The 12,131-nt window shown below is 50.8% G+C and carries 8 protein-coding genes; 1 reads left to right on the forward strand and 7 read right to left on the reverse strand.

Translation table 11 applies throughout. The features are described 5' to 3' along the window. Positions 1 to 3: 3 nt before the first annotated feature. Genes ACTZWV_RS08750 through ACTZWV_RS08760 form a run of 3 tightly spaced genes read right to left on the reverse strand, consistent with a single transcriptional unit; the run spans position 4 to position 2,762 of the window. The gene (locus ACTZWV_RS08750) at positions 4 to 1,494 is read right to left on the reverse strand and encodes a sodium:solute symporter family protein (RefSeq protein WP_444786176.1); all 1,491 of its coding nucleotides are present in this window, start codon (positions 1,492 to 1,494) and stop codon (positions 4 to 6) included. A 1-nt stretch (position 1,495) separates the two neighbouring features. Beyond that, a complete protein-coding gene (locus ACTZWV_RS08755; protein ID WP_444786177.1) occupies positions 1,496 to 1,888 on the reverse strand; it encodes a RidA family protein in 393 nt (130 codons plus the stop codon). Between the two features lie 7 nt (positions 1,889 to 1,895). Further along, a complete protein-coding gene (locus ACTZWV_RS08760) occupies positions 1,896 to 2,762 on the reverse strand; it encodes a MurR/RpiR family transcriptional regulator (protein WP_305550686.1) in 867 nt (288 codons plus the stop codon). A 178-nt stretch (positions 2,763 to 2,940) separates the two neighbouring features. On the opposite strand from ACTZWV_RS08760, the gene ACTZWV_RS08765 reads away from it, so the two are divergent. Further along, positions 2,941 to 4,164, forward strand: a complete 1,224-nt coding sequence (locus ACTZWV_RS08765) for an amino acid deaminase (protein WP_444786178.1) — start codon at positions 2,941 to 2,943, stop codon at positions 4,162 to 4,164. Positions 4,165 to 4,166: 2 nt separating this feature from the next. On the opposite strand, the gene ACTZWV_RS08770 is transcribed toward ACTZWV_RS08765, so the two are convergent. The 4 genes from ACTZWV_RS08770 to ACTZWV_RS08785 form a co-directional block, all read right to left on the reverse strand. After that, positions 4,167 to 5,351, reverse strand: coding sequence for a class I SAM-dependent methyltransferase (locus ACTZWV_RS08770; protein WP_444786179.1), 1,185 nt, complete (start codon positions 5,349 to 5,351; stop codon positions 4,167 to 4,169). 75 nt (positions 5,352 to 5,426) lie between these two features. Beyond that, positions 5,427 to 5,942 carry a cell division protein ZapC domain-containing protein gene (locus tag ACTZWV_RS08775; RefSeq protein WP_444786180.1) on the reverse strand — a complete coding sequence of 172 codons (516 nt, stop codon included), beginning with the start codon at positions 5,940 to 5,942 and terminating at the stop codon, positions 5,427 to 5,429. A gap of 116 nt (positions 5,943 to 6,058) precedes the next feature. Continuing rightward, entirely contained in the window at positions 6,059 to 7,069 is a 1,011-nt protein-coding gene (pyrD, locus tag ACTZWV_RS08780; protein WP_444786181.1) for a quinone-dependent dihydroorotate dehydrogenase, read from the reverse strand. Positions 7,070 to 7,133: 64 nt separating this feature from the next. Then, positions 7,134 to 11,972, reverse strand: a complete 4,839-nt coding sequence (locus ACTZWV_RS08785) for an NAD-glutamate dehydrogenase (protein WP_444786182.1) — start codon at positions 11,970 to 11,972, stop codon at positions 7,134 to 7,136. Between the last annotated feature and the right edge of the window lie 159 nt (positions 11,973 to 12,131).

Raw genomic sequence — 12,131 nt, forward strand, 5'->3', positions numbered from 1 at the left:
CTGTCAGGTTGTTTCAGCGCGGGATGATGAGCGCTCAGCTAACGGCGGTGCCGTAACGGTGTTATCACGGGCAGCATTAATTTGCGCCAACGCCTGTTGCCGGCTGATAGCGACAGGCGGCGTTAACCAGCTCACGCTGACTGCCGCCAACAAGGCCACCGCGACCGCCGGAATACAAGGGTTCCCCCAATACGCCAGCCAGCCGGGGTGATTTAACAAGACTAAAGAGGTAATAATGGCGCCCGCCAGCGCGGCCAGGGCACCTTGCCAGGTAAAACGCAGCCAAAAGCGTCCCAATACAGCACAGACAAAGATGCCGGCCAGTAATGTGGCGATCATACCGGTGATATAACGAATTAAGTCGTCGGTTAACAAGGCCAGTAGCAGTGCCAGCACCGATACCAGTAACACAGCCAGCCTTGAGCAAAAAATGGCCCGTGCCGGAGCGGGCGCAGAGCCGGTCAGACGCGGATACAGATCCTGCATTACTATTGCTACCGCCGCTATCGCATCTGAGCTGGCAGACGACAACGTAGCGGATAATCCGGCCAGCAATACCAGCAAGGTCAACAGCGCAGGCAGTAACAGCACCGCTACAGTAGTAAAGGCAAATTGATGGTTACTAAGCTCAGGCGCTAATACTCTGGCAGCAATACCAATCAACGCCGGCAAGGCCGCAAACGCCAGATACAACACACCGGAGTAAATAAAAGACCGCCGTACTGTGCCGACATTGCGCGCTGCATAAATGCGCTGGCGAAAGGAAGGCGTGGCCAGTACGCCCACTGCCACGGCCACAGACAATGACAGTGCAGGCAGCATGCCAATATCGCTGATCAGCCCGCTATGTTTGGCAGCAGCCAACGCAGCGCTGACATGCGCCGGGCCGCCAATCGCCTGCACCGCAGCATAGCTCATCAGCAAGAAGCCGCTGAACAGCAGCAGCGCCATCAGGCTGTCGGTCCACAGTACCGCCCGATAGCCGCCAATCATCACATAAAGGGTATAAGCCACGCCGATGATCAACTTGGCGTAAAACAGCTCAATACCGGTCGCCCAGGATAAATACAGCGCACCGCCGATAATATGGGCGCCAAGCCAACCCAGCGACGCCAGGAAAATCAGTATGGCACTGCCCTGCTTTACCCATTGATTAGCGCCAACGTAGTAGCTGAGCTCTTCACTCATGGTGATAAACCGCAACCGGCGCAGGGGCGCAAATAACCAGGCCAGCAGCAAAATGCCCACAGCACCGCCGATGCCATACAGCATGCCGCTCCAGCCATGGTTATAGGCAAAGCCTACTGCGCCCATGCTGGTGCCGGTGCCAATCATCGTTGCCACTGTACTGCCAAAGGTTAACCTGGCAGAAACATTGCGCCCGGCCAGTAAAAAATCCTCACTGCTGCGCTGGTGTCGTGAAACCAGATAACTGATTGCCAACAGCAATAGCAAATACACGCCAAAGCCGAGCAGGAAATGGCCGCCGTTCATATCAGGCCCGGTCAGCGCGATAGCAGGTTAAATCAACCTCAACCTTACAATCCACCACCAAATCGGCCACCGCGCAAATACGCGCCGGCGGTGCACCGGCGAACACGTCACGAAATACGCGGTTAAAACTGCTGAAATAACGCGCATCGGTCAGGTACACTTTAACATGCACCACATCCTGCAGGCTGTAACCGGCCAATTGCATAATATCAATGCAGTTTTGCAGTGCCAGCTCTGACTGTTCCACAATACCGCCTTCCACGACTTCGCCGTTACGCATCGGCGTTTGGCCCGACACATATAACCAGCCCCCCGCTTCTACCGCTTTGGCAAAGGGTAAGCGTTGGCCGCCGGTACCGGTACTTTCATCAATGCCATAACGTTTTATGCTCATGCTGTGGTTAATCTCCTAATGGCTGACGATCATCGCCACCGCGATGGCTGTCGAGCGATAATTTAACGCGGCGTAACTTATCGCGGGATTTGCGTTTGTTTAACTTGGCTACCTCTGTCGCCAGCACATCAATAATCGCCAGCATGGCGTAGCGTGAAGCAGACGGCTTGTAGATAAAATCGGTTTCCGGCGCCTGTAAGCCCAGCACAATATCGGCGTTAGCTGCCAGTGCTGAGCCGGGTTTGGTAATGGCAATAACTTTGGCGCCGTATTGTCTGGCGATGGCAGCAGAATCTATGATTTCACCGGTATTACCGGTTAACGAAATGGCGACCATTACATCCTGTGGCTCCACCGCAGCGGCGACCATTCTGGTTAACAAGCCATCCTGGTAACTGCATACCGGCATACCAAAACGGAACAAGCGGTATTGCAATTCCTGCGAGCCGATAGAAGAACCACCGCCCATACCGATACAAAAAATCATCCGTGCATTTTGCAGGTAGCTTACTGCCAGTTTAATATCAGCCTCTACCAGCAGCTTACGGCTTAAATCCAGGGTGTTTTTAATCGCTTCGTACACGCCCTGGATACCGTCTAAGTCCGGGGTTTCTTCGACAAAGCGCTGGCCTACTGCCAACGACTGCGCCAATTTCACCTTTAGCTGGCGCACATCTTTGCAATCTACGGTGCGGGCAAACCGGGTAACCGTGGCCTGGCTTACCCCTGCACTGGCCGACAGTTTGGCAATACTCATCTCGGTTGCGGCTTTAACATTGTCCAGAATAAGCTGCGCCACCCGTTGCTCAGACTCGCTCATCTCGACAAAACGTTCGGAAATGCGCGACAACACATCAATTTCGTAACTCATCATGTTTTACCCGTAGTACGCTATGGTGTTACTCAGTAACTTTTATTAAAGTAACAATTGTGCTATCAATAAAGATACTTTGTACCAGCAAGTCGGAAAAGTAAATATTAAAATAGCTTTATTACAGCAATTTACTGTTTAACAGGCATAATTTAAGACTAACAAACAACAGCGGGATGTTATGAAGTACCAAAAAATACAGCATAAAGCAGCATCACCTTCGCCGTTCTCACCGGGCATGAACCTGCTGCAGCAAGATATTTGTTTACCGGCGGCAGTGCTTAAACACAGCGCGATACAACATAACCTGCATTGGATGCAACGCTTTGCACAGGCCAGCGGCGTATTGCTGGCACCGCATGGTAAAACCAGTATGACGCCCTGGCTGTTTCAGCAACAACTGGCCGCCGGCGCCTGGGGCATTACTGTGGCTACCGCTTACCAGGCCCAGGTAGCCGCAGATGCCGGCGCCCGGCGGCTTATTATGGCGAATCAGCTCGTGGGTAAAGCCAATATGGCGGTGGTGGCGAGCTTATTAGCCAGCGGCGTTGAGCTGTATGTCTGTGTTGATCACGCCGATAATGCCGATGCGCTGGCGGCATTTTTCCGGGCACAGCAGTTGGTGTTGCCGGTGCTGATTGAACTGGGCGTGCCTGACGGGCGTTGCGGTTGTCGCAGCAACCAACAGGCCGTCAGCTTAGCAAAACATATTGCCGGGTTGCCGGCGTTGGCACTGGCCGGTATAGAGTTTTATGAAGGCGTGATTAAAACCAGCGATACCGAACACAGTGTGCGGCAATTTGTGCAACAAGCCGCCGCGCTATGCAAAGCCTTAGTGCGCTTGCAATTGCTCAAGCACCGCAATTTACTGATCAGCGGCGCCGGCTCGGCCTGGTACGATATTGTTGCCGCTGAACTAAACAAAGCCACCCTGCCGGCCAGCATGCAAATAGTACTGCGGCCCGGCTGTTATATCAGCCATGATCAGGGTATCTATCAACAGGCACAGCAGTTAATTGAACAGCGCAGTGCCCTGGCGTGTAAAGCAGGCGACAGTTTACACAATGCGTTGGAACTGGCGGTTTATGTGCAATCACTGCCACAACCCGGGCTGGCGGTATTAGGCTTTGGTAAACGCGATGCCGCCTTCGATGCCGGACTGCCGCAGGCGTTGGCTATTTATCGTGATGGCCGCTTAATCAGTGACAAGCTGCAGGACTGCCATACCACTAAGCTGATGGATCAGCATGCATTCTGGCAATACAGCCCTGCCCTGACACCACAGATTGGCGATATAGTGCTGCTTGGCACCTCGCATCCGTGCCTGACCTTTGATAAATGGCGCAGCTTGTGGCTGGTAGATAACCAGTACGACCTGTTGCAGCAAATAGAAACCTGGTTTTAGGCCTACTGCAACAGGCTTTCCAGACAATGCTCACTAATGCCGTAGAACTGTTTAATCTGCGCAATTTGCTGCAGAATTTTACTGTTATCACGCGGTTGTTTACGTTTGGTAGCGAGGATCATCTTATTCTTGCTGGTATGCTCCAGCGAGATAAATTCAAATACCTTGGTATCATAACCGTGCGCTTCCAACAGCAAGGCCCGTAAACTATCGGTAACCATTTCAGCTTGCTGGCCCAGGTGAATGCCATGGATCAACATTGGCGCCAGTACCGGTGGTAATTGCATTTGCGGCCGGATCTGTTTGTGGCAGCACGGTGAGCACATAATAATGTCGGCACCGGTGGCTATGCCCATATGAATGGCATAGTCGGTGGCAGTATCACAGGCGTGCAGTGCTATCATCACGTTAATACCGCGGGCTTTAAAGTGTTTAACATCCCCCTGCTCAAAAGCAATACCCTGCAGGCCCAGTTTGGCGGCCGTACCGTTACATAGATCGACCAGGTTTTGCCGCAGCTCTACGCCGGTAACTTTGGCGTCCAATCCCAGGCTATTAGTTAAGTAATCATGCACGGCAAAGGTTAAATAAGCCTTACCGGAGCCAAAATCCGCCACATGCAACCGTGTGCGTGTACTCAGGCCGGTGTCCTGTACCGCACCGGAGAATATCTCGATAAACTTATTAATCTGCTTCCATTTGCGCGACATGGCGGGGATCAGCTGTTGCTGTGCGTCGGTTACCCCCAGCTCGCGCAAAAATGGCCGCTGCAGGGTTAAATAACGCAGCTTTTCGCGGTTATGCTCTGTTGCTGCAGTATTCAGCTGCTGACTCAGGCGTTTTTGTTGGTACAACACTTTACCTTTTTTACTGATACTTAACTGCACTTCTGTTTCAGCGGTAAACAAATTAGCCGCACTAAAACTGTGGCCCAGCAAGGTTTTAATTTCGCTAAGCGCCGCATCGGCACTGAAATTACGCGTTACATCGTTGGTTTGGTATTTATAGGTAAAGCTGAGTTGCCAGTGCTGTTTTAGCATAACCGGGCGAATTTGCAGCTGTTTTAACGGCTCAGTGCCCTGGTATTTACTTAATACCAGTTTATGCAATTGTTGGCCGGTGATGGCACTGCTCAATTGCTGTAAAAAAGGTTCAAGTTCAGCTGAAACAGCGGCTAAGGCAGGCATAAGTGGTTCCGCGACAGTAAAAATTGCCGCTAGTGTAGTCGGATCTGCCGCTAAGGGAAATAACGCAACTGAAAATCAGGCGCTGTGACGGTATGGAATAGCGATATTAAGCGGGCTGACCCGATTGCGCAGTACACGGATCACCTGCAAACGTGGCAGCTGTTTACCGGCCAGGGTACTGAGCTCACCCAGCAGTAAACAGTTTACGCAATCGCTGTCAGCAGACAGCACTAAAGCATACTGGCTGCTTAACCCGCGCAGCAGTACTACATCATACTGCGCTGTATCAGCGCTGCTGCCCTGCTGAAAATACCAGCTTTTATGCGCTTGCTGCTGCAAAAACGGCGCGCACAGTGCGGTAAGGCATAGCTCTAACCGCACGGCAGCTGGCATATCTAACTGTTGCAGGCTGTCTTCTATCAATTGAAAAGCTTCAGCATCAGCCATGGTCAGAGCCTGCTGTCGCGGTTGTTGTACTAACTGTGAGGCGCTAAACGGCGAGCAAAATTGCGCCTGGTCGCTGATATCCAGCAACAAGCGGTCTTTTTGCGGACAATAGGTCCAATACCAACGCTCTGAAGGCCTGAGCATGTAACTCCCTGCCGGTTAAAATACGATTACTTATTAAACATTTACAGAAATACACTAAGCTGATCAATATGTTAAAGACTATTTTGTTCTAACTGTGCAGGATCAGCTATTGATCCTTATAAGCTGGTAACGATCTGTTTAACCAGCTCCGGGCCGCGATAAATAAAGCCGGTATACACCTGCAGTAAATTGGCTCCGGCCGCGAGTTTTTCCTGTGCCGATTGCGCGTCATTAATGCCGCCGACGCCAATAATCGGCAGTTGCGGCCCTACCGCTGCGCGCAGCAGGCGCAGCACTTCGGTGCTTTTATCCCGCACCGGCAAACCGCTTAAACCGCCGGCTTCATCAGCATAACGCAGGCCCTGCACTAAGCTTCTGTCCAGCGTGGTGTTGGTGGCAACCACGCCATCCATTTTGCTTTTCAATAAGGTTTCCGCTACCTGACTAACCGCCACCGGATCCATATCCGGAGCAATCTTTACAAACACCGGCACGTATTTATCGTGCTGTGCCTGTAAATCCAGTTGTTCATTCTTCACGCTTTGCAGTAAATCCAGCAGTGCATCACCAAATTGCAAATCGCGCAGCCCGGGCGTATTGGGTGAAGAGATATTTACCGTGATATAACTGGCATGGGCGTACACTTTACGCATACAGTGGATATAGTCATCTTTACCCTGCTCGTTCGGCGTGTCTTTGTTTTTACCGATATTAATACCCAGCACGCCTTTATAGCTGGCGTTTTTCACATTTTCGACCAGGTAATCTACGCCTTTGTTATTAAAGCCCATCCGGTTAATAATGGCTTGCGCTTGTGGTAAGCGGAAAATACGCGGTTTGTCATTCCCCACTTGTGGCCGGGGTGTTACCGTACCCACCTCGATAAAACCAAAGCCCATTTGGCCGAAAGCATCAATACACTCGGCATTTTTATCCAGCCCGGCGGCTAAACCCAGCGGATTATCAAAGCGGATCCCGGCCACCGTTACCGGCTTTAACGGTAACTGCTGCCGCCATAAACCAGCCAATGGTGTATGCGCCAAACGCTTTAAGCTACCCAGCGCGAAGTTATGTGACCATTCAGCGTCACAAGCGAACATTAATTTCTGTGCAATCGGATAAAACATAGCCTGCCTTATAGAAACAAAAAAATACCCCGGACCAGCCGGGGTATTGTAGCTATTACGCCGCTTATTTTACAGGGTCACAATGGTGACTCAGCAGCATTAATTCACGCAGTGCCACCGAGAACTTGGCAAACTCATGGCTCTTAGTGGTTTTAAACTCGGCCAACATTAAGCGCCAGCGTTCCAGCAACGCTTCGTGCTCCGTTAACCAGCTATTAATCACTTCGTCTGCAGCACACACTTTACCACAGCTGCGAACTACAACGGCTGACAAGGCCCGTTGCTGCCAATCCAGCTCTTCACGGTACGACGCCCTGGCCAATGCCTGCCAATGGTTTGCCACCGGCTGATTGGTAATTTGCTCCAGGAACCAGTGCAAATCCATCTTGTCGCCCAGCTTGAAGTAAATTTCTGCCACCATTGCCAGGGGTACTTTCTCAGCATCAGCAACCTGGGCAATATCCATCGCCGAGAATACGGTGCTCAGCTGCGCCAGATACTGCGCCACTTCTTCCGGTACGCCCTGCTCTGTTAAGCCACTTTGCTTTTGTTGCAATTGCTCTACTTCTGATGCAGCCAGGTAGCTGCTCAGCTCTTTGTTTAACTGTTGGTAAGCCGGCTTAAAGAATGCCAGGGTTTGCTCAATATCCAGCGCCTTATTGCGATGGCGCACAAACCAACGGGTCGCGCGGCGCATGGTACGCCGCAGCTGATGTAACAGCTTGCTTTGTAATGCTGCCGGGATCACGTTGTCTAACTGCTCCAGCTTGCGCCATACCGCAGACATATCGAACAACTCGCGCGCTATGGCATAACATAAGGTTACTTCGCCAACACCGGCACCGGTTTCTTCCAGCATGCGCTGGGCAAAATTCGGCCCCATTTCGTTCACCAGCATATTCGCCAGTTTAGTGGCGATAATTTCGGCCTTCAGCGGATGGTTTTCCATCTCGGCAGCGTATTTATCCTGCAGCATCTGCGGGAAGTTAGCGAACAGTTGCCGTTTAAAGTAGGCATTGTCGTAAATTTCCGGCAGCACCAGGCGCTCTTTTAACACCATTTTGCCGTAAGCGGTAAGAATGGACAGCTCTGGCCGGGTTAAGCCCTGACCTTTAGCCATGCGTTCTGCCAGCTCGTCGTCTGAGGGCAGAAACTCCAGCTCACGGTTTAACTTACCTTCTTTTTCCAGCGTGTGGATAAAGCGGGTGTATTCTTTTAGCTGCTCAGCGCCCAGCAATGATGAAATACTGATGCTCTGTGTTTGGCGATAACAGTCTTTAATAACAATAGCGGCCACATCTTCAGTCATGTCCAGCAGTAACTTATTACGCTGTTTCAGCGTTAAGTCACCGGCTGCGACCAGGGTGTTAAGCAAAATTTTGATATTAACTTCGTTATCAGAACAGGTAACGCCGCCAACGTTGTCAACGAAGTCGGTATTGATTAAACCGCCGTGCATAGCAAATTCGATACGGCCGCGTTGGGTTGCGCCCAGGTTACCGCCTTCAGCAAAAACTTTCGCCTTCAGCTCTTTACCATTTACCCGCAGCGCTTCAGAGCCACGGTCACCTACTTCGGCATGGCTCTCGCCGCTGCCTTTGACATAAGTGCCGATACCGCCGTTCCAAATTAAATCCACCGGCATCATCAGTGCTTCACGGATCAATTCGTTTGGTGTCATGCTGGCTTTAGTGGTACCCAGCATTTCTTTCATTTGCGGTGACAATTTAATTGCTTTAGCACTGCGCAGGAAAATACCGCCGCCTTCCGAGATTAACGACTTGTCATAGTCATCCCAGGTTGAAGTTGGCAGGTTAAACATGCGGTTACGCTCTTCCCAGCTCTTTGCCGCATCCGGATTCGGGTCAACAAAGATATGCATATGGTTAAACGCCACCTGCAGGCGAATGTGTTTTGACAGCAACATACCGTTACCGAACACGTCACCGGCCATATCGCCGATACCAACACAGGTGAAATCGGTGTTTTGGCAGTCAATACCAATTTCGCGGAAGTGGCGTTTTACCGACTCCCACGCACCACGGGCAGTAATACCCATTTTCTTGTGGTCGTAGCCGTTTGACCCGCCGGAGGCAAAAGCATCGCCTAACCAGAAGTTATACTCTTCTGAAATACCGTTAGAAATATCAGAGAAGGTGGCAGTACCTTTATCGGCCGCCACCACCAGATAAGGGTCGTCCTCGTCATGGCGTACCACATTTTTGGGCGGTACTATTGCGCCTTGCACGATATTGTCGGTAATATCCAGCAAGCCACGGATAAAGGTGCGGTAGCAGTCTTTACCTTCATTGAGGAAAGCTTCGCGACCACCGGTTTCCGGTAACTTCTTACAAACAAAGCCACCTTTTGAGCCGGTTGGCACGATAACAGTGTTTTTTACCTGCTGCGCTTTTACCAGGCCCAACACTTCGGTGCGGAAATCTTCGCGCCGGTCTGACCAACGCAAGCCACCGCGTGCCACTTTACCAAAGCGTAAATGCACGCCTTCCACCCTGGGTGAGTAAACAAAAATCTCAAACATCGGTGTGGGTAACGGCATGTCCGGAATAGCACCAGAGTTAATTTTGAACGAGATATAAGGTTTATCATCGCCCTGCGCACTCTTTTGGAAATAGTTAGTACGCAAGGTCGCGTTAATCATGTCGACAAAGCGGCGGACAATACGGTCATCATCCAGGTTAGCAACGTTTTCCAACTGGGATGCAATTTGCTCTTCCAGTTTCTCAATGGTTTTAGCAGCCGCTTTGGATTTAGGGTCAAATTTGCTGTTAAACAACTGCACCAGCAGTCCGGCCAGGCCGGTATAACGGGCAAAGGTGCTCTCGACGTAGGACTGACTGAAGGTACCGCCAATCTGGCGTTTGTATTTAGCAAAGGCCCGCAGTAAAGACGCTTCACGACCGCTTAAACCAGCGCCCAGAATTAACCGGTTAAAACCGTCATCTTCCAGTTGGCCATTCCATACCTTGGCGAAAGACTCCTGAAAAGATTGCTGCGCGGCGGAAAAGTCAGCCGGCACTGCACAGTTCAGCTCCATGGCAAAGTTCAGCACCCAGCTGACTGAGCCATCGGCGCATTTGACGGCATAGGGCGTCTCACCAATCACGCGCATGCCGAAGTTTTCCAGCATCGGCAACACATCAGACAGATGAATAGGATGATCTTTATGGAACAGGTTTAACCGCACGGCTTTGCTGTCCGGCTTTTCTTCCTGTGGCCGGTAAAACAGCATCTCCAGCTTGTGATCGTCATTCAGTGCTTCAAGCTTACCAATATCCACTAACGCATCGCTTGGCAGCATCTCTTCTTTATAGCTACGCGGAAACGCATTAACGTACTTACGGATCAGTTCGCGACCTTTGGCCTCACCATAAACTCCGATGATGGCGCTTTCTAACTTATCTTCCCAGGTACGGGCCGCTTCAACTAAATTACGTTCAATTTCTTTCACTTTATACTCGACATGGCTATCGTTGATCCGCACCAGGTAATGAGTGCGCGCCAACACAGATTCAGAAAAATAAGTGGTAAATTCCACCGGCTCATCCGAGCCCAGCGCACTTTGCAAGATTGCCTGGGTTTCTTTACGCAACTGGGTGTTGTAACGCTCGCGCGGTACATACACCATAGCGGTAACAAAGCGACCAAAACTGTCTTTGCGCATAAATAAACGCGTCATATCGCGTTCCTGCATTTGCAGTACGCCCATAGCAACATGCAGCAACTCGTCTGCGGTAGCCTGGATCAGTTCATCACGCGGATAAGTTTCCAAAATATTCAGTAAGGCTTTATAAGCATGGGTGCCGGCCGCAAATTCAGACTTTTGCATTACCGTGGCCAGCTTGCTTTTCAGCAGCGGAATATCCGCTGCGCTGTTGTTATACAGCGATGATGAATACAGACCGATAAAGCGGTCTTCACCGATAACCTTGCCGTCTTTATCAAACTTTTTCACACCGATATAATCAATGTAAGCCGGCCGGTGTACGCGTGATTTATTGTTGGTTTTGGTCAGGATCAGCAAAGCATTATTAATCGCCTGCTTACGCCCGCTTTCCGGCAGTTCAGACAGCATCAGATCGCGTGATGCCGAACGGCGCATCAGGCCCAATGAACTGTCGTCTATACCACTGATTTTATAGTCGCCTTTAACCGGGCTGATGCTGTACTCGCGGTAGCCCAGTAAGGTGAAGTTGTCTTTGGCCAACCAGTTTAAAAACTCGCCGGCTTGCTGTATTTCTTCGCTGCTGGCTTTGCCGCTTTGCTTCGGTAATGCCTTAATCACCTGTTGCAGCTTTTCCCGCGCCGGTTGCCAATCCTGCACCGCCAGCGAGACATCTTCCATCACAGAATGCAGCTCTTGCTTTAACGCATCAATAGCCGCGGTATCGGTCAGGCGATCAATCTCAATATGAAAAACCGTTTGCTCTGTGCTGGCTTTTGCCTTACTGCCCAGTTTGAAGAAATCGCTGATTTGGCCTTTAGCATCACGCTCGGTTTGCAGCGGATAATGCAGCAACAGATGTGCCGCAATACTTTGCCGGCTTAATGCCATGCGTACTGAATCCACCAGAAACGGCATGTCCTGAACCACTATTTCTACGATAGTGTGTTTCGACTCCCAGCCATGCCTTGCAATTTCAGGGTTATACACGCGGATTTTGGCGCCTGTCTCAGCATGAGCATTAAAGGTTTGCCATAAACTGAGTGCTGCGCCATATAAGTCACTGTCGTTACGGCCAACCAAGTCTTCGTTAGACATGTTGCCGTATAAAGTGAAGGCGAACTTTTCAACCAGGGTCACCTGGTCCTTAACTTTTTGTTTAATGAGTTTGCTTACGTTTTGTAGTAGTACAGAGGGTTGACCGTCTATCAGTGCCATTTTTGTATCCTTTTTGCAGTCACTGCTTTTAACAGCAGGCGCTACCGAACAAACCAGATCGTGTCAGCTGCGCAGTGTAGTGCCAATTGTAGCGCTTTTCGAGCACTATTTTCCGCTTTTATGCTGGTTAAACCAGTGATTTTTAAGGCGTCTGACAAC

Origin of the sequence: Rheinheimera sp. NSM, assembly GCF_052380015.1 — a bacterium.
GTDB lineage: Bacteria > Pseudomonadota > Gammaproteobacteria > Enterobacterales > Alteromonadaceae > Alishewanella.

What these genes read in the sequence shown, in the direction of transcription:
- ACTZWV_RS08755 (WP_444786177.1), bottom strand. Translation starts at nt 1,888, where the DNA reads ATGAGCATAAAACGTTATGGCATTGATGAAAGTACCGGTACCGGCGGC.
- ACTZWV_RS08785 (WP_444786182.1), bottom strand. Translation starts at nt 11,972, where the DNA reads ATGGCACTGATAGACGGTCAACCCTCTGTACTACTACAAAACGTAAGC.
- pyrD (WP_444786181.1), bottom strand. Translation starts at nt 7,069, where the DNA reads ATGTTTTATCCGATTGCACAGAAATTAATGTTCGCTTGTGACGCTGAA.
- ACTZWV_RS08775 (WP_444786180.1), bottom strand. Translation starts at nt 5,942, where the DNA reads ATGCTCAGGCCTTCAGAGCGTTGGTATTGGACCTATTGTCCGCAAAAA.
- ACTZWV_RS08765 (WP_444786178.1), top strand. Translation starts at nt 2,941, where the DNA reads ATGAAGTACCAAAAAATACAGCATAAAGCAGCATCACCTTCGCCGTTC.
- ACTZWV_RS08770 (WP_444786179.1), bottom strand. Translation starts at nt 5,351, where the DNA reads ATGCCTGCCTTAGCCGCTGTTTCAGCTGAACTTGAACCTTTTTTACAG.
- ACTZWV_RS08750 (WP_444786176.1), bottom strand. Translation starts at nt 1,494, where the DNA reads ATGAACGGCGGCCATTTCCTGCTCGGCTTTGGCGTGTATTTGCTATTG.
- ACTZWV_RS08760 (WP_305550686.1), bottom strand. Translation starts at nt 2,762, where the DNA reads ATGATGAGTTACGAAATTGATGTGTTGTCGCGCATTTCCGAACGTTTT.